Genomic DNA, 21,858 nt, shown 5'->3' with positions numbered 1-21,858 from the left:
CTGAGATAGCACTAGACGCAGCTCATTTGGCTGGTCTAAGACCCGTTCTATGTACCAGACATCCGAAATTGGATAGAGACCTCCAGCCTGCACTGGGATAGATACCAAGGCGTTTGCTTTGAAATCCGGAAGGATCTCGCCATCCAGCGCAGCGACTTGACGCTTCACGTCGAATACACGGTCGGTCGTAGAAACCGGTGTCACTACATGCGCTTCTATCTTGGCTGCACGCTCCTCTTCTGTCAGATGACTGGGTGCGGTGTGAGGATTTGCAAGCGGGTCAGCGGGTTTGGTATTTCTTTGTGAGAACTCTGAATCAGGTCCATTAGTGGACCGCTGTTGCAGAGTTGAATCTTGTTGTTGGTTCAGGATGCCGCCTTGCGTCTGAGTGCTAGCAGGGGCTTGCTGAGTTGGTTGGGGAGCGTTTATGGGGGGGTCAATCAAGGTCGACCGGCGCGCTTGCGTCTGGTTCTCGCTGACGTTCAACAGAATCTGCTCGTACGTCAAACCAGTACCTGATTTCATGTGGCTAATCAGTTCATCTTGAACACGCTCGTAAACAAACTCGCTGGCTTCACCATCAAACTGAGAAAGTACGTCCTGAAACAAAGTCTCAAAGTCAGTGATATGGTTTTTACCCTGATTATGCGTCTGCCATGTCTGAGATGCTGCTTTTCGGAGGGCCAGCAAGCGCTCAACTTGGTGCTTACCCAGGCCCGAATAGAGAACTGCAGGTATCACTGGAAGCAGGCAGCGAACGGTTTCCTGCATCTTGCTAATGTGGGATTGTGAAACTGGATATCCGTCTTCTAACAATCGCCGAGCCAGCTCCCGTTGAGATACAGTTTCTCCGGATTCTTGCTCATATATTGCGCGTGCATTTTCTATACCTACTGCCCGCTCGATGAACATCAGTGAGCCGCGCAGGTCGTTTTCAGCGAGATGGCCTGTTAGAGCAATGATCTCGCCGCGAGCAGCGTCCCAAGGTCGAAATAGAACGTTGATCCGGTAAAAGCGCTCATCGCCTGTTTCTCTATAAAGGTCCCTGAGAATGGTAAGGCGGGTGTTGCCGCCGTTGCGAATGATGAAGTTCTTCTCACCAGGTCTGCGCGTTACTGCGGGTGGCTGATCCAAGCCACGCTGACGAATGGAGTCCTTGATTTCCTGATACTTGACGTTGGGCACTGTGCGAGGGTTTTTCTCGTACGCTGACATCTCGTCTATGGTCAACACCATTGGCGTGTCCGCGATAGGATCCGCCAAGCGATCAACAGATGGTCCGGTCCTATGAAACGACCCTTGAAGTAGCTTGCCCGATAGTTCTTCGGGAGAAAGTTTCGCAGCCATGATTAATGCCCCGCCTCATTGGTGTGCGCAGACTTGATCTCGCTCGGCTGACCTAACAGCGCATCGATCACTGCTTTGAGTCTTGTGACTTCTCTCTCAAGGTCGAGGCTGGACTCCATTCTGTTAATTATTTCGGAGTTCATTGATCGTTTGCTGACCTTGGCCTCGTCGGCGATACGGGCGCGCATGCCTGGTGGCAGGCGAACCACAAATTTTTCTTCTTCACGAATGCGCACAACTTCAGTGTTAAACATGGGGTTCTCCTGCATGGCTTGAACTCTGGGCACGACGAAGTTGAGCGCGTGCGTTCAGGCCGGCTCTGTGGTCGCTTGGTGAAAAGGACGTGTAGATCGAGGCGCATCCGCCCTTGCTAAACTTCACGTGGCCACCGCGTGTAAGGCAGACGACCCATCCTTGGGAAATTGCGAAATCGGCCAGGTCCTGCAAGCCCTTGCTCGCACCGCGAAGAGGTACAGTGACGTTTGTCATGACCTTAGCTCCTCATGCATGTCAGCCGAGCGCTGATTTATGACGTGGAGCGTCTTTGGAGGTGGCGTAGGAACGCCTCGAATCTCTACAACTTCGAAATCTATGACCCACACCCAAGGGTTTTCCTGCCACCCTTGAGTTTCGTTGGTTTGGTTCCACAGTGTGCTAAATGACTCTTGGGCGCTCGGCACGCAAGATGATCCGTCGCCACTGAGGCGGTAGTCTCGCCAAAACTGTCGGGTGCTTTGGGCATTCTGAGCAACAGCAAGAATGCCTTCTGCTACCGCTTGTTCGTGGCTGATGTCCTGCAGTGCCTCCGTGCGAACATTCGTGATTAGAAGCACGATGCGTGATGCCCATCGCGGCATGATCGTGCTCGATCTCCAGCGATCGACTCCCTCGGGGTTTTTCCATACAGGTTTGCAGTCGGCCTGGTAAAGAACTTCACACTTGGGCCTTTCTGCTTCTGGAACGGACCCGCCTCTATAGTCCTTAATAAAGTGGGGCTCGCGGACCCACAGGTGATCACCAACATGCGGAAACTGTCGGCAAGTCGGAGTAGAGGGTTTGATAGGTTCACGATGAACTGTCTTGTGTCCATTCAAGAGCGCTCTCACCATGTGTGGGTGCAGTTCTAAAGCTTGCTGACGTATCGATCCGGTCATGACTGGGCACTCCTTTTACAGAAGGCGCGTGAGCGGAATGGGATCTGATAGCGTCGAGCAAGGTCCTCGCAGCGCTTCACGGTTTCGTTCAGCTTTGCCGCCGCATCTGCCAGGGACTTGCCTGCCAAGCAGTGGGCTTTAAGTAGACGTGAGAGGTCGACATCGCTGATGGAGTGTGCGAACTCAACTTTCTTAGTTGCTGGTGGTTGCTTCGAGCTTGATTCACCAGGCTGCTCAGAAAGTAACTTCGCGGCTTTCTCTGTATTGATCACGAAGGCTTGCTTGCTGGCCCGATGAGTAGCTTCCACTTCCTGAATGCTGCCACCTAGTTTGAGGTACTCGGCCATAGCGCTTTCAATGCGCAGGCGCTCACGGTCACGTTGAGTATGAGTTGGCAAGTCTGCTTCGGTACTGTGATGAAGTTCCATGTCACTGACCTCCTGCGGCGCGCAGCGTGTTACCGGAATGAATCTCAACGATCTCCACGTTATGGTCGGCAAACGTTTCGGTCAGCGTGCGCATAAAAGCGCGCTTGGATTGATGACCATCTTCCATACGAAACACGACTGTGTACTCGACGCAGCTCTGGGTTATTGCCTCCGAGTTGACATCGAGTTCGGTGCTCTCCAGTTCGACGACATCGGTGCTATGGCAGAGCGGGCACTCTGATTTTTTTATGCCCGACTGAAGTACTCGCTGGGCCGGGTGATGCTGACCGCAGTTACGACATTGATGGGTAATCTGAAAAGTGATTGCGCAGGCGCTCATACACGGCCTCCTTGCCAAGTGCTGGCTGAAAGGTTCACGAAACGGGTGTGCTGGGGGATAAATGCGGTTCTTACAGTGCCGATTGAGCCGTTCCTGTGTTTGCCTAGGATCAGTTCTGCAATGCCTTTGTGCTCGGTTGCCGCGTTGTAAACCTCGTCCCTGTAAACGAACAGGATCAGGTCTGCATCCTGTTCAAGCGCACCTGAGTCCCGAAGATCAGCGTTGATCGGACGTTTGTTCGGACGTTGTTCAAGTGCTCGGTTGAGCTGTGATAGCGCAACCACCGGACAATCCATTTCTTTTGCGAGCGCTTTAAGCGAGCGAGAAATTTCGCTTATCTCGTTAGCGCGGTTTTCTTGCCCAGGGCACTGCATCATCTGCAGGTAATCAATCATGATTAATGCGGGCTTTCCGAACCGCCGAGTTGCACGGCGAGCGCGTGCTCGCAACGCAGATGGCGTCAATCCTGCTGAGTCGTCGATCACCAGTCGCTCGCCATAGCTGTTGATGCGGTGGACCGCAGACGACAGCTTCGGCCAATCCTCGTCTTCGAGTTGGCCTCGGATGAGCTTCTGTGAATCAAGGTGCCCCAGGATGGCCAGTAGCCTGAAGATCAGAGCTTGCGCTGGCATTTCCAGGCTGTAGATCTGAACGGTAGAGCTGGGGTCCTTCTGCAAAGCAGCGTCGACGAAGTTGAGCGCCAAACTCGTTTTGCCCATCGATGGCCTGGCAGCCAGCAAGATCAAATCGGCTGGCTGTAGCCCGCCGGTGAGTTCATCCAGATCTGAGAGCCCGGTGGGTACGCCGGTCACTGATTCACCCGTGTTGAAGCGAACATCAATGATGTCGACGACTTGGGAGAGCATGTGATTCACGTCGACAAAGTCGGCGGTCTGATGACCCCGGCCCAGCGCAAAAAGCTGTTGCTCTATGATGTCCTGGACGATCACAGCATTGGCCTGAGGGTCTGACGCTTCGCGTGCGCACCCGTACCCATGCGTAATGAGCTTACGCAGGTGCGAGCGATTGGTGACGATGTCTGCGTACGCCTGGATGTTGGCTACCGAAGGCGTGTTTCTAGCGACCTCGGTCAAGTATCCAAGTCCGCCTGCTTCGGCAATATCGGGCATCGACTCCGAAACTGTGACTACGTCGAACGGTGTGTTTGATTCAGCAAGCGCGGCAATGCTCTTGAAAATCAGCCGATGTTCGCGTTTGAAGAAGTCATCCGCCGTGATCCGGTCTGCAATTAAATCCCAAGCTGCGTTGTCGAGCATCAGCCCGCCAAGAACAGCCTGTTCCGCTTCGATGGAGTGGGGAGGGGAAAGGTCCGCAATGTTCATAGCCCACCTCCGATTCTTGTCGGAGCTTGGACTTGCTGACTAACACCTCGGTGTAATGCTGCTGCAGAACCATGCAGCCATCCCTGCTCTTGAGATTTGAGATCGTATCCTTTGGCGTGTGTGCGGCTTGACTCCGTTACGGTTAAGCCGGGGTGATGCAAGTTGAAGTATGCACCTATGATCCGCAGGGTCTCAGGCACTTGATGGCCAGCGAACTTCTGCACGCTGACACTGACGGCTGCGATCCATGCCTCCGCAAAAATGAGCCCTCGGCGTCTTTTTGTGGCGGGCTTACAGCGCGTCAGAGTTGAGACATGCTGACGCCGTGCTGCAATCAATTGTTGATGCAGTGCTGAGTACGCGTAGCTGGCCAGCTCTGGTGATACGCCCAACCCGATAAACTTGAATCGCCAGTCTGCGGGTCGCGCCTGGTACGCGAGGTAGTCGCAATCGAACGCTTTAGCGCAAGCGTCGGCAAGGCTATGCAACCAACCCGCTGGATTACGGCGAGTGCCAGTGGAGATGCAGTATTCGCACGCTTGATGAGCATCAATTTCCTGGTCATCGAGTCGATACTGCTCCATGAGCTTGCGGCCTTGTCGAAGTGCCGTTTCTGCCTCGTTAGGCGAAGCGCCTTCAGAGCGCGCGAGCGCAAAGCATTTGATGACTTTGTCGATGATTCTTTGGCGATCAATACTCATGGCTGCACCTCAGGTTTTGCCTGAGATGCCAGAGCTTCTGCCCAGAGTCTGAGGGTTTCCTGTTCTTCAGCTGTGAGTTCGGCTTTAAGACGCTCCTCACGGAATTTCGACTGCAGCGCATTTAGCCGATCTTCCACATCAGATCCATCGTCATAGGCGATGTCGTTAGTCAGCGCCTCAATGAGCTGACAACGAAGCGAGCCGATGTAGCTAAATCGATATGCGGTTAGGCTGGTCCAACCTATCAATCTGCTAAACGGCGTTGCTAGAGTGCTTCGGACTTGGGTATTGAACTCGCTGGGGAGATAGAACCCATCCAGTGCGCCAGTGCGGTTGAAAATAAGTGCCGTTCTGAGGAGCTCAATATGTTGGTCCAGGCCCTCCATGGGCAGAGGATATGTAGCAGCAATCAGCTGTTTAGCTCTTGCGTTCCGAGCCTCTTGTCGGCGTTTAGACGCTTTCTCTACGCGGACACGTTTTTCTTTTGCGTGCTCGACATGAGCATTCACTGACGCCAGGAGCTCAGCGGCCTGTTTGAGCAGTTCACGCTGTTCCCCAGTCAAGTAGTCACCGAGTCGGCCAATCAAACCGCCGCCCATTTTGAAGCCTGAGCTTAAATTACGGAGCTCACGTGATGTGCTAGTGAGCTTCGTCTGAGTCGAGCGCAATACCTTTGAGTTGTATTGTTCGTTGAGTTTGTGCATCAACTCCGGGGTAATGCCGGAGGCATTTGTGAGAGCCGACTTTGCCATATCAGCGGCCACCCTTAACGAGGGCTTCAACAGCCGACTCACTCATAGCCTCAAAGCGATCACGCCATTGTGGAAAAAGCTCGATGGCCAGATCCCGCACGATGCTCAAAGCACTGGGGGCTCTGCGATTGGATGGCTGCTTGTATTCCATGCGATGCGCCGGCGTACCGCTGGTAGCGGCCTGCCGGAAGACTACGGAGGCGGGGATCGTGCTTTTCAGGACCTCGATCTCCGCATTGCCTTCGAACGTGTCTCTGATCGCATCATGGATGGAGCGCGCATCGTTGGTTTGATCGAGGCAGTTAACGACGACTTTGATCGGGGGGATGTCGAGGCCTAGGCGTCCGTAGGGACGCAAGCCTTCGAGCATCTGCAACGTGCCGCGATTGAACTCGCGCGCGCTCAACATGTTTGGCGGCAGCGGTGAGATGGCGAGATCGGATGCCAGCACGACCATTTCAAGCATTGCGCTGCGTGCGCCCTGGGTGTCTATCAGGATGAGGTCAAATTGGCCCGCAAATGCTTTGACCAGGTTAGCCAGACGCAACCGTCCGTCGGGTGCTTGGAGCAGTAAGCTGATAAGCTGATTGTTCGGGTCATTCGACAGAATGAGCGACAGATTAGGGATGTTGGTGCGCGAAATGATCTTCGCAGGGTCGGTCTGGTTGTGTGCAAGCAGATCGAATATCCCACCTTCCACTTCCTGAATCATTGGGTAGTAAGAAGACAGCGAAGGCTGGACAGGGTCCATGTCCATGAGCAGAGTTCTCAGGCCAGCATCGGCGCTGAGCGCTCCGAGATTGGCGGCTGTGGTGGTTTTTCCCACACCACCTTTGGTGGACAACATTGAAGTTACGAACATTTTTTGAAGCCTCTAATGGGGACATTAGAAGCTGCGGAATGAATGTCAGATTCTTATCAGAGGTAAGCCGCTGCCGTTCAGTTAGAAAACCAATTGTCTTTTAACCAATTGGTCGTAGGTTCGAATCCCACACGACCCACCATTTTCAGTGAGCCTTTCCAGTGATGGAAGGTCTCTAGGCAGTTCGGCGAGCTTTCTAGCGTTCATCTGTCTGTTTGCAAACGGCATCAGTATCTAACTGAGGCCAATATGCAAAATGTTTGGAATGCCGGGCTTTATGATTCAAGTCCAGTGTTCATATGTCTAGTGTGGAGATTTTCCATCTGGCAGTTCCATCCGGGGTATAGCGCAGTCCGGTAGCGCGCCTGCTTTGGGAGCAGGATGTCAGGAGTTCGAATCCCCTTACCCCGACCATATTCATAATCAAGGCGCCTAATAGGCGCCTTTTTTGTGTGCGCCAGGCAGGGTGCAACCCGCCTGGACGATCTGTTTGCGCTGGAAAAACTCTCCGCTCTGTTGACCTTTGCTACCCATTACAGGGGGCGAGTGTTTCTGGTCGAGACCATATCCAGAGATTGCCTAACGCCATGCCGACAAGCGCGCAATACATTGTCCAGTGGTGAGGCATCAGGCCGAGCATCAGGCCACCACACAAGAGCATGCCCAGTGTTGCGCTGATTTTCGCCCGACGCGCGATGACCCCGCCATTTCTCCAGTTGCGCAGGCTGGGGCCGAACAGCCGATGGTTCTCCAGCCAGGCGCTTAGTCGCGGTGAGCTTTTTGTCGCTGCCCAGGCCGAGAGCAGCACGAATTCGGTTGTCGGCAGGCCAGGGACGAATAGGGCGATTAAGGCGATCGCCAAGCTGACATAAGCCAGGCTTGACAGCAGCCATCGCGTCAGTTTCGCAGAAGGCAGGGCAGGGTTAGTCATGGTTTCGATCATGTAGGGCCGTTGGCGCGAGCCGCCGGCAGCGAAAGACTGCGATGACCACAAGCGCGAACAAGTTGGCCATAAACGCTCAAATCGGCTCTGCGACCACCTCGTAGGCTTTTTCCAACAACACGGTAAAGCGGTTGAAAGCGGCGAGCGCTCCTTTGTCGACGGCTGCTTCGTCTTCGGTGCTCAGTTCCAGGCCGTCCAGAATGCGGACGAACTGTTTCCAGCCTTCGGCGCGTCCACCTTCGGGCTCGCCCAGGTGACGGGCGCCAAAGTTTTCGCTCAGACCTAAGGCTGCTGCGCGCTTGATCAGGAAGGCCGCGCCCAGTTTTGAGCCCTCGGAGACGAACAGCCAGCCCAGTGCTTCTGCCAAACCAGGTTGGCCCATGCCACCGGGTACCGGAGCAGGCACTTCGGTGCCCAGATCAGCCAGGTCGGCCTTGGCTTGCGCTGCGCGGCAGCGTGAAGGCAGGGCGGGGAAGATTGCGATGAGGGCGGGGGTGTTATACAGCGGCATCAACTCCCACTGGAACAGGTACTGGGCCACCACGAAACGGGAAAAGCTGCCGATGCTGTCGAACGGCGCATTGGCCTTGACCAGCGTATCGAGTTTGGCGTGGGGCTCATGGGTAATTTGGTTCAGGCGTTGAGAGCGCAAGGTCGTGTGTTGGTCGCGAGCATGAGTGGACATGGGCTGTGGCTTTCCTTTTCAAAGTGATGCGCCCACCTTAGGAGGCGCTCGGGGAAGCCACAAGCGTGGCTCCATTAAATGTCCTTAAGGTACGCAGTTGCGCAATGGCGCCCGGTTAAAAGGACGATTCGCGGATCAACACAGCCATTACCTCACGCGCGGTCTGCGCCAATGGGCTGCGTGCCTGCGCCTGGATCGACACACTGCCCCGCAGCGCCGTGATCCCCTGTCCGATGGTGGCCTGTGGTCGCAGTAACACGCGATACAACGCCTGTTCTGGTACAGGCACATGCTGTTCGTCCAGTTGCGCGGCAATGCGGCCCTCGTATACCGAAGCCAGTTCTGGGGCTGAGCTCAGTTTGTGAACGGCGGTCTGGCCGATGTCTTCTACTGTCAGCGACTGGCTCGGCCTTCTTGGGTCTTCGGGGTAGAACCATGCGTTGGCACCGATGCTCAAGCGTTCGCGATCACGTTCTCCAACAAAGGCTTCCACCAGCGGTTGATCGGGCGCGACCACGGTGGCCAGGCCTTCGCCGGCCTGTAGCCATTCACCCACGGCCAGTGGAGTGGTGAGGTCCACCAGCGTCCCGTCGAAAGGGGCGATCACTTGTAGCTGTGCGGCCTGGCGAGCCAGTGCGTCCTTGCGCTTGAGCGCTGATTGCAGCTCTTGCTGGGCGACCGCCTGCCGTGCGTTGTCGTCGGCGGCCCGGCGCTGCAAGCTGGCCTGTTCGCGCAGTAATGCGATGTCGCGGTCGAGCTTTTCCTGATCGTGGGCTAGCTGTGGTGATTGCAGTTGGAACAGCGTCTGGCCCTTATGCACGGTCTGGCCATCTATTGCGTCCATGCGTTCCAAACGAGCGCTCACGGGAACAAACAGACTGGCTTGGCGTTCGGCGCGCAGCAGGGCCGGCGCCTCGACGCGGCCACGCCAGGGCAGTACGGCGAGGATGATGGCGGCCAGCAACAGAGCGCCGCTGATCAGGGTATGACGGTTCATGCGGTAGTCCTTGCGGCGCTGGTACCAGTGGCGAAGTTCGTTGTAGATGGGGCGCATGATGAAATGCACGATCTCGACAGCGAACAGGACAATGCCCAGCAGTTTGAAGGCGTAGTGATAGACCAGCAGAGCGATGCCCAGAAACAGGAAGAAACGGTAGACCCAGGTCGCGAAGGCGTAGCCCAGCAATACCCGGCGCAGCCAGGGCTCGAAATGCTCGGGGGCCGGGTCGTTCAGGCCGAACAGGGTTTTGCGTAGGCGCCAGCGTGCCAGGTCAAAGGCGCGTTGCTGCAGGTTGGGCACGTCCAGCAGGTCGGAAAATAAAAAGTAGCCATCAAAGCGCATCAGCGGATTGAGGTTGACGGCCAGCGTGAGGATCCAGCTGGTGCTGGCCAGGATGAACGCGCAACTGCGAAGCGGGCCGTCGGGCAGGAAGGTCCACGCCAGTGTCGCCCAGGCCGCCAGATAGATTTCCGCGAGCATGCCCGCGCCCCCGATGGCCAACCGTTGTCGCCGCTGCGGCAAGCGCCAGGCGCCGCTGGCATCGGTGTAGAGCACCGGCCACAGCACCAGAAAGGCCACGCCCATCGTGGGTACTCGGCATCCTTGCAGCTTGCACGCATAGGCATGGCCGAACTCGTGCAGAGTCTTGGTCAGCACCAGGGTGCCGGCTGCCAGCATCGCGCCTTCCGGGCTGAAAAAGTGCAGGAACGTGTGGACGAATGTCTCCCATTGACGGGCCACCAGATACAGCCCGAGCAAGGCTGCGCCCAAGGAGATCAACGCAAAACCACGCCCCAGCAGCGGGCGTACTCGCGGCAGTGTGCGGGCCAGAAAGCGGTCCGGGCGCAACAGTGGCAGGCGGATCGACAGGTAGTTCTGTAGCAGCCAGCCAGCCCAACTGCTGCGCCGGGCCTGATGACGCCGACGCAGAGTGTCGAGTGCGGGGTCACCGCTCAACTCGACCAATTGCATGTCGCGCAGAAACTGGGCGAAGGCCTCTACGTCCTCGCTTTCCAGGGCCAGCGTGGTGTCGGTCGCCACCGCCGCCGCGACCTGTGCGGCATTGCCCAGATGCCAGCGTGCGAGCATTTCCGCCTCTGTCCAGGCGATGCGGTAGAAGCTGGAACGTGCCGGGTCTTCCAGGGTCCAGCTGGGCGATCCATCGCGCAGGCGCGGGCCAGGGTACAGACGCAGCGTGCGGCGTAGGATCGGTAAAGGGTGTGGCACGGGTAGCGCGCCTGCACTGACGGGCCGTTCACTGACGGTTACGCTCATGCTTTACCAGCCCAGATGGGTGCGCAAGGCGGCCAGTGGCCGGCGCAACAGGTAGTTGATCAGTAAGGTGCGCTGGCCATAGAGCTTGGCCGTGCCCTTGAGGCCGACGCGCAGTTGTGGGTCGCTGGTGTCGAAATTGGCCTGTAGGCGGTAGGTCATCGTGCCGTCGGGCTGGGCAGAGGCGCGGTAGCCCAGTTGCTGCAAGGTGGCTGCCGAAGGACTGCCCGGCTGGCTGTTAAGGAACAGGCGCACTTGGGCGCCTTGCGCCAGGGTGATGGCGTCGGACACTGGTAGCAGGATTTGTAGGCGCACGTCATGGGGATTGGCCACCTGCATGATGCGCTCACCCAGCGACACCGGTCGGCCGATCCAGTCACTGGGGTCGTCGAAGATGGCAACACCATCACGGGGTGCCACGATCAGGGTGCGTTGCAGGTTGCCTTCCAGGTAGTCGACGTCGCTGCGCGCCTGGTCGCGGCGGGTAATCAATTCGGCCAGTTCGGCCTTGGCGCGTTCATCGAACAGGGCTTGTTGGCGCGTCTGGCGCAATTGTGCATCGGCGGCGGCCATTGTCTGGCGTGCTGACTCCAGACGGTTGTCGAGTTCACGACGGTCCAGTTGCACCAGCGGTTCACCGGCGCTGACGGTTTGGTTGGGCTGCACCAGGATACGCTCCACCACGGCCTGCAAGGGGGCTCGCAATACCGCTGGGTCGCGGGCGATGACTTCTGCCGGGGCCAGCACTGTGAGGCTGACCGGCAGCACTGCCAGCACGAGTGCCGCAGCACATCCGCCCAGCACCAATCGGGTTGGCTTCAGGGTTGACCAGCGCGCAGCTTTGGGCCCTTGGACAACCAGGCTGCTCCACGCATGGGCGTAGGCGTCTTGCAGCAACTCCAGCAATGCACGGTCATGCATTTGCAGCGGCGCATCGCGGTTGAGCAACAAACTGCCCAACAATTTGCCCTGGCGATTGCACAAGGGAACCCATAGCAGATGTTCAGCCAGGTACTCCTGCCACTCGACCTGCTCGTCAGCGGACAGGTCGTTGGCGCGCAGGTCCTTAATCCGTTCGCTCCCCGGCTCGTTGCGCCAGGCTTGGCACCAGCGCTTGAGCGCCAGCGTGAACGGCGCGTCAGGCTCAATCCGCGCCAGACCTGAACACTGCTCGATGCGCTGGCTGTCGGCATTCCACAGCAGGGCCTGGCGATAATCGAATAACTGACGGCTGTCGTTGACCATCAAAAAGCCCAGCCCCAGGAGGTCAGGCTGGGCGCGGGCACGTCGCTCCAGTTGCAACAGCAGGGCCATGCACTCGGCGCGACGATCCCCGCGCAACGGCACGGCGGCGTTCAAGAACCCACCGCTGGCGGTTTGAGCAAGGCCACGCCGCTCATGCCGGGCAGCAACTGGCGCGTGTCACCGGTGATTCGGGCAAATACCTTGATAGACCGGCTGAGCGGGTCGATAGCTGCGCCCAGCCGTTCAATTTGCGCGGCGTATTGCTGGCCGGTTTCGTCGAGTTGCACCTGAAAGTCCTGACCGGCGTGCAGCCAGCCAAGCCAGTCCGACGGCACGATCAACTCAAGCTGATAGGCGCTGTCATCGTAGATGGCCAGCAACTCGGTGCCTTCGGCCACGTGCTGCCAGCGTTCAGCCTTGCGCTGGGCCACTCGCCCGGCGAAGGGCGCAATGATCGCGCAGCGTTGCAACACGGCACGGGTCACGCCGCTTTCAGCCCGTGCCACGGCCGTTTCAGCCTGAGCCTGGGCAACATCGGCATGGCTGATGGATTCCAGGGCATCGAGCTTTTTTGCCACGTCGAGTTTTTTCTGTGTGCCTTGTTGGGCGGCTTCGCTGCGCGCCAGTTGCGCTTGCTGCACTGAGCAGTCGAACGCCGCCAGGCGCTGGCCTTGTTCGAAGTGGTCGCCTTCCTTGACGTTGAGCTCGGTGAGCTTGCCCGCGATCTCGCTGGACAGCGTGGTCTGGCGGATCGGGCTCAATTGCACCCGCAGCTCACCGACCGCCTCGGCGCCATTGGCGCGGGCCGCCGCTACCGCGATCAGGATGGCGAACAACGCAGACCAGCGTTGAGCGGCTGGCGTCGGCTTAGCGGGCATTGACGTTCTCCAACGGCACCACTTCGGCGCCGCGCAACGAGCCCAGGCTGTCCCACATATCGACGCGCAGGGTGCCAGTGGCAGGGCCGGCACTGGCTACGGCCATCGTTAGTGGCACCGGGAGCCCTTGCACGCTGGCGATGCCGGCGGGGATAGCGCCCTGGCCTTGGGACAGACGCACGGCATTGCTGGCAATGGCCTGGCTGAGCTGGATGATACTGGCGCCGGCAATGCGCTCGGGCAGCGGGTCAAGCCCGGCCGCCTGATAAACCGCGCCGTAGGCAACCTGCATTTCGGCGAAGCTGCGGTCACGAGTGCGGGTGGTCAATATCGTTTCGGTCGCTGTGCGCACTCGTTCAAGACGGCTCTGGGCCTGGCTTGCATAAGCGCTTTCGCTTTGGCGCAGGATGCCGCGCTGCAACTGTTGCAATTCGTTGGAGCTTTCAAATACCTGACTGGAGCGTTGGTACTCGCGCCAAGCCACGTTGACTTGAGTCAGCACCGCCATGCGCATGGCCTGGCGACGCAGTTCGGCCACTTGCAGACGGGTCTCGCCCGCTTTCTTCACGGCCGGATAGGCCAGCACGTTGAAGAGGTTCCAGCTCACCTGCATGCCGGTATCGGCCCATTGATCATTGACCAGGTAGCTGTTGCTGTCGTAGTTGGCCCCGGCAAACAGGCTGACCCCAGGCAACAACTTAAGCATCGCGCTGCGTGTTTCCAGCACTGCATTGCGGGCCTGATAGGTCTCGGTGCGGATTTCCGGGCGCTTGACCATGGAGGTGGTTTCCAGGTCGGCCAGGGAATAGTTGAGCAACGGCTTGGTATAACCGCTCTCGTCCGGCAGTACCAGGCTGTACTGGGTGGCGGGCGGCAGGTTCATCAAGCCGGCCAGCCGCGCTTTGGCGATGGACAGCTCGCCATCGACCACTTCCAGTTGGCGGATCATTTCCAGCAGCGTCTTCTGGTAACGCAGCGATTCCACGGGCGCCATCAGCCGTTGTTTCTCGGTTTGCCGCGCCTGCACCAAGGCCGCGCGCGCATCGCCCAGCGCGGTCTGCAACTCGGGGCGCAGACGCTCAGCGCTCGCCGCCTGCCAGTAAGCTTCACGCACCTGCTGGACAATATCGGCCACCACTTTGCGCCGCGCTTCCTCAGCTGCCAGGGCCTTGTTGGCCTGAGCCTTGGCGCTGAAATAGCTGACGCCAAAATCCAGGACGTTCCACGACAGGCGCAGTTGGGCATCGCGCGACGAGCGATCGGTGCTGGTCGAAGGCTCCAGTGATTGCTCGCCGGTGGTGACCGATTGGCTGGACGATCCAGCCACGTTGTCCCGCCCGCGCCATCCGGCGCTGGCTGCCAGTTGCGGCAGCATGTTGAGCCGCGTCACTTCCAGCATGTTGTCTTCGAGGGCGCGCTGCATCAGGCCCAGGCGTTGTTGCAGGTTGTATTTCACGGCCCGTGCCATGGCTTCATCGAGGCTGATCGGGCGGGTCACCGGCTCCTGATTGTCGAACATTACGCGCTGGTCGGCCACGGTGTCGGCCAGTTGCTGTTCCAGGCTCACCGGCTCGGGCTTTATCGCGCATGCGGACAGGCCCACGGCTGCCACGGCGATGGCCAGGCGCAGGGACAGTCGCGGTTCGATGCGTTGGTTTTTGCTGTTCTTCATGTCGTGCGGTCCTTGGATGTTTAGGCAGTCGTGCGTACGGGGGCAGCTTGGTCGTTCAGGCCGCTGAGTTGTTCGAGCAGATGGCGTGCGTCATCGAGTAATGCGCTGGGCGCTGCCTGACGCAATTGCGCAGGCACTGATGGCTCGGCGTGCTCGCGCTGCGGCGCAGGTGTCGAGTGGGTGCGGGGCTCGCCGGCCGGTCGCTGGTCGCTGCGCACTTGCAGTGCCGTCCTGCTTTCTTTGCCCTCGGTGTCGCGGCCAATCACGGTCAGGTTCAGGCTGCCTTGGCGCGTCAGATGGCTGCGGTCGATCTGCAACTGGCCGGTGCGTGGGTTGAAACGCACCCAGTTGGGCAGCGGCAAGCCGTTACCCAGGCTGATACGGGTAACGTTGCTGCCGTCGGGCAACTGTGTGGGTACTTTCAGGGTCACGGTCTGGCTGCCGTCGACGGTGGGTTCTACCTGGCTGACCTGCGTGTTGCCAACGCGCACGAAGTCGCTCCCGGCCTCGCGTGCAGGGCTGTCGGTGTACACGTCATCGGTTTGTACCAACTGCTCGGTCAGCGATGTCGTGGGGTTGAGCGCGTCTTGATCGGGCAGCAAACGGGTGGCGTAGCGGCTGCTGTTGTCGTTTTCGATGGTCGGGATCGGCGCACGTATGGCGTCAAGGCTGGCGAACACCGGGCCGTCAAAGGCTCGCTCGGCGAAGGCGGGCAGGTGGGGCAGCGAGGCTTGCAAGCTGTTGCGCTGGTCGATCAACACCGTGGGCCGGGCGCTGGCCGACAGCACATCGAGGGTCAGGACGCGCGAGGTAGAAGCGCCAGCGCTGTCGGTGACGGTCACGGTGAAACTGAAGCTGCCCACCGTGCTGACCTTGCCGCTGAGGGTGTGGCTCAGAGCGTCAAAACTCAGGCCCTCGGGCAAGCCTTGCACGGCCCAGCTCAGGGCGTCGCCGTTGATGTCGCTAAACAGGTTACTGGCCAACGTTGTGCTGTACGCCACGTCTTTTGTGGCACTGGCCAGTGCTGCGTCAGCGGTGCCCGGCTCAGGCGCGCTGTTGATCACGCTGACGGTGGCGGCGATGTTGAGCACGCTGGTGTCGACGCCGCCGTTGGCATTCCCGCCATTGTCCCGTACGGCGTTGAGTGTCACGGTGCGCGCGCCGACGCTGACAACAGGGCTGTCGTTTACGTAGCTCATGGTGTTGATCAGGCTTTGTGCGTTTTGCACGCTCAGGCCCGAGCTGCTGGTGATCGACACCGTTGCGCGACCGTCGACGACCGTGACGGTGATGTGCAAGCCGCCGGCGGTGGTGAGCGTGTCGCCATTGGTCAGTGCCACGCGTGAGCCGTCGATCTCCAGTGCTTCGGCGCTGTCGGTAATACCGGACACGCTGAGGGTCAGCGCGGCAATGGCCTGCTGGTTTTCCAGGGTCGACACCTGAGCGTCGCTGAACAGCGGCACCGAGGTCCCCCCTGCGACATAGTCGGTGCGGCTGCCGACGGCGGTCAGTGTCGGGGCGTCGTTGGCTGCGGCGACGTTGACCACCGCAGAGATAGTGGGCGATGAGGTCTGGCTACCACCGCTGTCCTGCAGTGAGGCCAGGGTTATGGTGCGTGTCCCCGCGGTGACATCACGACCGGTATCGGCGTAGGTCAGGCCGTTGACCAATTGGTTGGCATCGGCGATGGCAATCCCTGCGCTGCGGGTGATCACCAGCGTGGCGACACTGTTGCTCAGGCTGACGCTGTACGCGTAGCCGCTGCTGGTGATGCCGCTGCCGTTGACCAGTGCGACGGAGGTGCCATCGACAGTAAGGGTTTCGGCGTTGCCATCGCTCACACCGGCTACGGTCAGGGTCAAGGCGGTGATGCTTTGCCCGGCCTCGACGGTGGAGATATCGGTGTCACTGAACAGGCCCACCGCAGCGTCGCCTTCTACATAGGTGGGTGAGACGGGGCTGGACGTCAGGATGGGCGCATCGTTGACCGCGATCACTGTCACGGTCGCTGTTTGGGTCAGTGCGCGGGTGTCGTTACCGCCATTGGCCGTGCCGCCGTTGTCCTGCACGCTGGTCAAGGTGATGGCGCGGGCGCCCTCGGTAGGGGACTGGCTGCTGTTGGCGTACGCCAGGCTGTTGATCAGGGCGGCGGCGTTGCTGGCGGCGATCCCACTGTCGCCGTTGATGATTACGGTGGCCAGTTTGCCGTCTATTGTCACGGTGTAGTGGTAACCGCTGGTGGTGGTGCCGCTGCCAGCCACCAGGCTGATGGCCGTGCCGTCGATGTTCAGGGTTTCGCTGGCACCATCGCCAAGGCCTGACACGGTCAGGGTCAGGGCGCTGATTGCCTGGCCGCTTTCGGTGGTGGAGAGGGTCGTGTCACTGAACAGACTCGTTGCACCGTCGCCTTCGGTGTAGGTCGTGTTTGCCGCCGTGGTGGTCAAGGTGGGGGCGTCATTGATGGTCGTAACGCCCAGCACCAAAGTCGTGCTTGTCCTCACGTCATAGCCATCGGTGACGGCCAGGGTCAGGCGTACCGTCGCTGCGGGGTCGTCGTTGGTGTTGGCGTAGCTGATCTGCTTGAGTACCGCGTTGGCGGTGGCGCTGCTGACGTCGCTGGTGAACGTCAGCGTCAGCGCTCCGGCACTGCTGCTGAAGCTGGCGATGGCGCTGCTATTGAGGTAGATCACCCCGTTGACCAGGGTCAGGCCGTTGCCCTCGGCCAGGCTGTAAGTGTCGTCGTTGCTGGCGCCGCTTTCGCGCACCAGGGTGATGACCGCGCCGTTGTAGTTGCCGACGCCACCGGCCATGGCGTCGTAGTCGGCGTCGCTGAGTGTGAGCATGTCGGCCAGTTGCGCGCTGTGCTGCTCGGTGTAGCTGATTGCGAACTCATCGGCCAGTGAGTCGGTCAGGCTGACCAACCCGCCGCTGCCGATGACGATGACCGTACCGTTGGCTGCGCTTACCACGGCCTTGGCGCCGGCCAGGGCGGCGTTGCTGTTGCTATCGATGCTATCGAGCAGGGTCAAGGTCGCGCCGTCGATCTTGTAGCGGCTGACACTGCCGTCGGCGGAGGTCAGATACAACGTGCCGTTGTCGCTGGACAGCGCGATATCGGTCACATTGGCCAAGTTGCTCAGGGCGCCGAGGTAACTCAGGGTGCCTGCGCTGGCGTCGAATTTGAACACCGCCACACCTGTGCTGCTGGCGACATAGATGACGCTGCCATCGGTGCTTACGGCAACATCCACCGGGCTGGACATATCGACGGTGCTTTCGTCGACAGTCTGGCCGTCGCGCAGGTAGCCGACAGCGCTCAACTGGCCGTCGCTGCCGATGTGATACACGATCAGGGTGTTGGCCACGGTGGTGGCGACCGGGTCGGTGACCACGTAGACGTAATCGCCTACCGTTTCCACGTCCACAGCTGAAAACAGGTAGGGCGCCGCGCTGGTTGTCGCGGCAATGCTCTGGCTCAAGGCGTATTGTTGGGTGCTGCTGTCAAGCGTATAGACCAGCAACCCGGAATAGTTGCCGTCCACGACATACAGCGCGCCGCCGTTGCTAGCCACGGTCAGGTCGACCACGTTTTGGGTGCTCAGGATCTGGCTCGGAGTGAGGCTGCCATCGCTGCTGTCACGGGTTAGCACGGCGATGCTGTTGCCATCGTTGCCCAGCACGTAGGCCTTGCTGCCATCGCTGCTAAGGACCAGTTGCGAGGCGCTGTCGACGCCGCTGTCCAGCGTACTCAGCAGCAGTAACTCGCCGCTGCTGACGTTACGGCTGAGCACTGCGACGGTGCCGCTGCTGCTGATCGCATAGACGTAGCTGCCATCGCTGCTCAGGGCGCTGGCCGCGATGTCATCAAGGCCGCTGATGTGGGTCAGACTTTCGCTCACGGCCAGGTGGTTGTAGTCGGCGTCGGCGCTGAGCACTGGCGCCGAGTTGCTGACCACGGCCAGTGTTGCGCTGGTGCTCAACGTGGTGCTGTCGCTACCGCCATCGGCAGTGCCACCGTTGTCTTGCACACTCACGCTAATGCTGCGTACACCGGCGGTTTGGGTGTTGCTCAGGTTGGCGTAGGTGGTTTGCTCGATGAGCGTCGCGGCGCTGTCGGCAGCCATACCGCTGGTGCTGGTGATGACCACGGTGGCGGTGTCGCCGCTCACGGTCACCCGGTAGCTGTAGTGGCTGGTGCTGCCGGAACCGGCAACCAGAGAAACGCGCGTGCCATCTACGGTCAGGGTTTCGTTGTTTCTGTCGACGACGCCGGTGATCGTGAACGTGACGGTGCTGATGGCCTGACCACTTTCTACGGCGCTGAGAACGACATCGCTGAACAGGGCGACGCTACTGCCTGATGTGCTGTAAGCCACGGTTTGGGCGCTGGCTTGCAAGGTGGGTGCGTCGTTGACGGCCACCACATCAATGGTGGCGACGATGGCCAGGGCGGTGCTGTCAGTACCGGCGTTGGCCGTGCCGCCGTCGTCTTTCACGCTTTTCAGGGTGACGCTGCGGCTACCTGCGGTGGGGTCTTCGCTGCTGTTGCTGTAGGTCATGTCGGCGATCAGCGCGGTGGCGCTGTTGACGGTCATGCCGCTGCTGCTGGCGATCACCAGCGTGGCAGTGCTGCCCTCGACGGTCACTGTGTAGCTGTAACCGTGGCTCGTGGTGCCGGTGCCGGCCACCAGGCTGATGGTGGTGCCGTCAACGGTCAGGGCTTCGCTGCTGCCATCGGCCACACCGGCCACACTCAGGGTCAGGCTGGCCACGGCCTGGCCGGTTTCGCCGGTGCTCAGGGTGACATCGCGAAACAGCGTCACACCGGCCGCATTCTCGACGTAGCGGGTGGTGTTGCCGTTCGCGCTGAGCGTCGGCGCGGTGTTGCCCAGTATCACGTTGATCGTGCTGGCGATGCTCAGGGCGGCGGTGTCGACGCCGCCATTGCCGGTGCCGCCGCTGTCTTTGATTGCGGTCAGGGTAATGGTGCGGGTGCCGGCGGTGGCGCTGCTGGTGTCGGCATAGCCGATGCTGTCGACCAGCGCGGCGGCGGCCGCAGAGGGCAAACCGGTGCTGGTGATGGTCACTGTGGCGGTGGTGCCGCTGACGACGACTTTCGCGGTGAAGTTGTAGGTCGTGGTGGTTGCGCCGTCGGTGACGTCAAGGGTGCCCGTGACGCTGGTGCCGTCGGTCAGTGCCACGCTGGTGCCGTTGAGGCTCAATGTTTCGCTGGCGCCGTCGACGAGCCCGGCGACGGTGAGGGTCAGGCTGGTCACGGTCTGGTCGGCTTCAATGGTCGACACTGCCGTGTCGTCGAACACCTTGATCGCATTGCCGCCAGCGCTGTAAGTCACGGTTGCGTTGCTGCTGGTCAGCGTCGGGGCATCGTTGAGGGTGCTGACTGTCAGCAGCAAGGTGGTGGAGGCTGCGGAGTATGTATCGGCAACTGACAGCGTAAGGACGATACTGTTGCCAGGGTCATTGCTGGTATTGGTATAGGTGATCTGCTTGAGCACCTGATTGGCGGTGGCACTGGTGACGTCAGTGCTGAACGTGATGGTCAGCTTGCCAGCCTCAGTACTGAAACTGGCGATAGCATTACCGTCCAGATAGATCACGCCATTGCTCAGTGTCAGCTCGTTGGCTGAGGTAAATCCATAGCTGTCGCTGGCGTTGGCCCCGGTGGAGCGCACCAGGGTGATACTGGCGCCGTTGTAGTTGCCCGTGCCACCCGCCAGGGCATCGTAATCGGTATCGGAGATTGCCAGCTTTTCGGTCAGGTTGACTGAATTGGATTCGACGTACGCCATGTTTGTACCGCTGGCGCTGAGCAGTCGCAGGGCGGCCGAAAAGTAGACGTTGGTGCCCGCATAGATCGACTCACCATCGGCGCTGATAGCCAGCTTGGTCGCACCGCCTCCCATTCTGATGACTCGCGCCACCGTAGGTGTGCCGTCACTACCGATTGTGTAGATGGCGAGATTGCTACTGGCGCCGCCCACGACATACAACGCGGTGCCGTCGGCCGACAGTGTGACGCTGGTTGGGTACTGTGAGAGGACTGTGTAGGCGTCCGAAGCATTGACTAGGGTCAAGCTATTGGTGTCGGCATCATAGTGGAGCGTGGTCAGGAAGCCGTTCGAGGTGACCGTGTAAATATAGTGGTCGTCGGACACGGCCAGCGACTTGGCGCCGTTGAACGCGTTCTGGTTACTGAGGGTTGCAATGACAGTGCTCGCGCCTGCGCTGTCGCTATACGTCAGCGTGACACCGGAGCGTGTCAGTTGCCCTGCATAGACCAGGCTGCCGTCGGTTGACGCGGTATAGACTGTTAGCAGTGAGCTGCTCAGTACATACACTGTTCCATCGTTATCGATTTGCAGAGCCACGGCAGTGCTGTAGCTGTTGCTGTAGGTGCCGAGCAAGGTCAGCGCACCGTCGTTGTCGACGGTATAGGCGTAGATGCTTGTAGTGGAAAGGGCGTACAGCGTCTTGCCATTTTCGGACTTGCTAATTTCGATGACCTTCTCACCGATGTCGGCCACCTTGCCAATCAGGCTCAGTGTGCCGTTGTCGCTATCGACGCTGAATGCCGTGAGTGTGTAGGCACTGCTGCTGCCAGTAGACGTGTAGCCAGCAACATAAAGTTGTTTGCCATCGCCCGAGAAACTGATGGAGGTCACCGCGCTCAGGCCGTCGACTTCAATACCGTTGGCGTCGTTGCCATCGTCGACTGTGCCTTGGGTAAAGGTCTGCTTGAGGGTCAGTACCCCGGTCGTGGTGTCGCGACTGTAAACATTCAGGTAGCTGGTGCCATTGCCGTTGTTGCTGGTGCTGCCCGCGAGGATCAGGGTTGAACCATCGTCAGCCAGCGTGATGCTGTTGACGAAATAGCTGTAGCCACTGAGGGTGCCGTCGCTGGAGTAGCTCAGGGTGTTGGCGTCGGCAGTGATCTGTGGTGTCTGGTTGTTGGCTTCGGCTTCACTGATGATCCGCAATGTCAGGTCATGGCTGGCCGTGGCGCCTAATGCATCAGTGGCTGTCACAGTTACGGTATAGCTACCCAGTGTCGCAGCGCTGCCAGTGATGGTCAGCGTGCTGGCGTCGAAGGTCAGGCCGTCCGGCAGACCTGTGATTGCCCAGGTCAGAGTGTCGCCGTAAACGCTGTCGGCATCATGAAACAGGGTACTGTCGAGCGTGGTGCTGTAGGTTGTGTTCTCGGTGGCCGAGGCCAGG

The 21,858-nt window shown here is 59.7% G+C and carries 16 protein-coding genes and 1 tRNA gene; 1 reads left to right on the top strand and 16 read right to left on the bottom strand.

Translation table 11 applies throughout. From position 1 onward, the window contains the following. The 9 genes from VGC62_RS25460 to VGC62_RS25420 all read right to left on the bottom strand — a co-directional run. The coding region (locus VGC62_RS25460) for a ParB family protein (RefSeq protein WP_331189843.1) at positions 1-1,347 on the bottom strand (1,347 nt) is incomplete at its 3' end. Between the two features lie 2 nt (positions 1,348-1,349). Then, positions 1,350-1,601, bottom strand: coding sequence for an Arc family DNA-binding protein (locus tag VGC62_RS25455; protein WP_331189842.1), 252 nt, complete (start codon positions 1,599-1,601; stop codon positions 1,350-1,352). Further along, positions 1,594-1,836 (bottom strand): hypothetical protein, encoded by a 243-nt coding sequence (locus VGC62_RS25450; RefSeq protein ID WP_331189841.1) that lies wholly within the window; start codon positions 1,834-1,836, stop codon positions 1,594-1,596. The genes VGC62_RS25455 and VGC62_RS25450 overlap by 8 nt, the downstream gene beginning before the upstream one ends. A gap of 661 nt (positions 1,837-2,497) precedes the next feature. After that, entirely contained in the window at positions 2,498-2,929 is a 432-nt protein-coding gene (locus tag VGC62_RS25445) for a hypothetical protein (RefSeq protein ID WP_331189840.1), read from the bottom strand. A 1-nt stretch (position 2,930) separates the two neighbouring features. Beyond that, complete coding sequence (locus tag VGC62_RS25440) at positions 2,931-3,269, bottom strand: hypothetical protein (RefSeq protein ID WP_331189839.1); 339 nt, start codon at positions 3,267-3,269, stop codon at positions 2,931-2,933. Further along, positions 3,266-4,612, bottom strand: a complete 1,347-nt coding sequence (gene dnaB / locus VGC62_RS25435; protein WP_331189838.1) for a replicative DNA helicase — start codon at positions 4,610-4,612, stop codon at positions 3,266-3,268. Before dnaB ends, VGC62_RS25440 begins: the two co-directional genes overlap by 4 nt. After that, on the bottom strand, positions 4,609-5,313 hold the full coding sequence (locus VGC62_RS25430) for a DUF2786 domain-containing protein (RefSeq protein WP_331189837.1): 705 nt from the start codon (positions 5,311-5,313) through the stop codon (positions 4,609-4,611). The genes dnaB and VGC62_RS25430 overlap by 4 nt, the downstream gene beginning before the upstream one ends. Continuing rightward, positions 5,310-6,065: a hypothetical protein gene (locus VGC62_RS25425; protein ID WP_331189836.1), complete on the bottom strand. Its 756-nt coding sequence runs from the start codon at positions 6,063-6,065 to the stop codon at positions 5,310-5,312. Before VGC62_RS25425 ends, VGC62_RS25430 begins: the two co-directional genes overlap by 4 nt. A gap of 1 nt (position 6,066) precedes the next feature. Next, complete coding sequence (locus VGC62_RS25420; RefSeq protein WP_331189835.1) at positions 6,067-6,927, bottom strand: ParA family protein; 861 nt, start codon at positions 6,925-6,927, stop codon at positions 6,067-6,069. A gap of 337 nt (positions 6,928-7,264) precedes the next feature. On the opposite strand from VGC62_RS25420, the gene VGC62_RS25415 reads away from it, so the two are divergent. Next, a tRNA-Pro gene (locus tag VGC62_RS25415) sits at positions 7,265-7,341 on the top strand. 112 nt (positions 7,342-7,453) lie between these two features. Here the strand turns inward: VGC62_RS25415 and VGC62_RS25410 are convergent. From VGC62_RS25410 to VGC62_RS25380, 7 genes are all read right to left on the bottom strand, one after another. Further along, a complete protein-coding gene (locus VGC62_RS25410; RefSeq protein WP_331189844.1) occupies positions 7,454-7,858 on the bottom strand; it encodes a YbaN family protein in 405 nt (134 codons plus the stop codon). 88 nt (positions 7,859-7,946) lie between these two features. Beyond that, positions 7,947-8,555, bottom strand: a complete 609-nt coding sequence (locus tag VGC62_RS25405; RefSeq protein ID WP_331189834.1) for a biliverdin-producing heme oxygenase — start codon at positions 8,553-8,555, stop codon at positions 7,947-7,949. 115 nt (positions 8,556-8,670) lie between these two features. Then, the gene (locus VGC62_RS25400; protein WP_331189833.1) at positions 8,671-10,830 is read right to left on the bottom strand and encodes an HlyD family efflux transporter periplasmic adaptor subunit; all 2,160 of its coding nucleotides are present in this window, start codon (positions 10,828-10,830) and stop codon (positions 8,671-8,673) included. 3 nt (positions 10,831-10,833) lie between these two features. After that, positions 10,834-12,186 carry an efflux RND transporter periplasmic adaptor subunit gene (locus VGC62_RS25395; protein ID WP_331189832.1) on the bottom strand — a complete coding sequence of 451 codons (1,353 nt, stop codon included), beginning with the start codon at positions 12,184-12,186 and terminating at the stop codon, positions 10,834-10,836. Further along, positions 12,183-12,950, bottom strand: coding sequence for an efflux RND transporter periplasmic adaptor subunit (locus tag VGC62_RS25390; protein ID WP_331189831.1), 768 nt, complete (start codon positions 12,948-12,950; stop codon positions 12,183-12,185). The genes VGC62_RS25395 and VGC62_RS25390 overlap by 4 nt, the downstream gene beginning before the upstream one ends. Further along, positions 12,940-14,622 carry a TolC family protein gene (locus VGC62_RS25385; protein ID WP_331189830.1) on the bottom strand — a complete coding sequence of 561 codons (1,683 nt, stop codon included), beginning with the start codon at positions 14,620-14,622 and terminating at the stop codon, positions 12,940-12,942. Before VGC62_RS25385 ends, VGC62_RS25390 begins: the two co-directional genes overlap by 11 nt. A gap of 20 nt (positions 14,623-14,642) precedes the next feature. Continuing rightward, the coding region (locus VGC62_RS25380) for a putative Ig domain-containing protein (protein ID WP_331189829.1) at positions 14,643-21,858 on the bottom strand (7,216 nt) is incomplete at its 5' end.

This window comes from Pseudomonas sp. (assembly GCF_036404235.1).
GTDB lineage: Bacteria > Pseudomonadota > Gammaproteobacteria > Pseudomonadales > Pseudomonadaceae > Aquipseudomonas.
This window is presented reverse-complemented; position numbering and strand designations above follow the sequence as displayed.

Bases quoted from the DNA above. Each gene is read 5' to 3' on its own strand.
- VGC62_RS25455 (WP_331189842.1), bottom strand. From the start codon at position 1,601: ATGTTTAACACTGAAGTTGTGCGCATTCGTGAAGAAGAAAAATTTGTG.
- VGC62_RS25450 (WP_331189841.1), bottom strand. From the start codon at position 1,836: ATGACAAACGTCACTGTACCTCTTCGCGGTGCGAGCAAGGGCTTGCAG.
- VGC62_RS25445 (WP_331189840.1), bottom strand. From the start codon at position 2,929: ATGGAACTTCATCACAGTACCGAAGCAGACTTGCCAACTCATACTCAA.
- VGC62_RS25440 (WP_331189839.1), bottom strand. From the start codon at position 3,269: ATGAGCGCCTGCGCAATCACTTTTCAGATTACCCATCAATGTCGTAAC.
- dnaB (WP_331189838.1), bottom strand. From the start codon at position 4,612: ATGAACATTGCGGACCTTTCCCCTCCCCACTCCATCGAAGCGGAACAG.
- VGC62_RS25430 (WP_331189837.1), bottom strand. From the start codon at position 5,313: ATGAGTATTGATCGCCAAAGAATCATCGACAAAGTCATCAAATGCTTT.
- VGC62_RS25425 (WP_331189836.1), bottom strand. From the start codon at position 6,065: ATGGCAAAGTCGGCTCTCACAAATGCCTCCGGCATTACCCCGGAGTTG.
- VGC62_RS25420 (WP_331189835.1), bottom strand. From the start codon at position 6,927: ATGTTCGTAACTTCAATGTTGTCCACCAAAGGTGGTGTGGGAAAAACC.
- VGC62_RS25410 (WP_331189844.1), bottom strand. From the start codon at position 7,858: ATGACTAACCCTGCCCTGCCTTCTGCGAAACTGACGCGATGGCTGCTG.
- VGC62_RS25405 (WP_331189834.1), bottom strand. From the start codon at position 8,555: ATGTCCACTCATGCTCGCGACCAACACACGACCTTGCGCTCTCAACGC.
- VGC62_RS25400 (WP_331189833.1), bottom strand. From the start codon at position 10,830: ATGAGCGTAACCGTCAGTGAACGGCCCGTCAGTGCAGGCGCGCTACCC.
- VGC62_RS25390 (WP_331189831.1), bottom strand. From the start codon at position 12,950: ATGCCCGCTAAGCCGACGCCAGCCGCTCAACGCTGGTCTGCGTTGTTC.
- VGC62_RS25385 (WP_331189830.1), bottom strand. From the start codon at position 14,622: ATGAAGAACAGCAAAAACCAACGCATCGAACCGCGACTGTCCCTGCGC.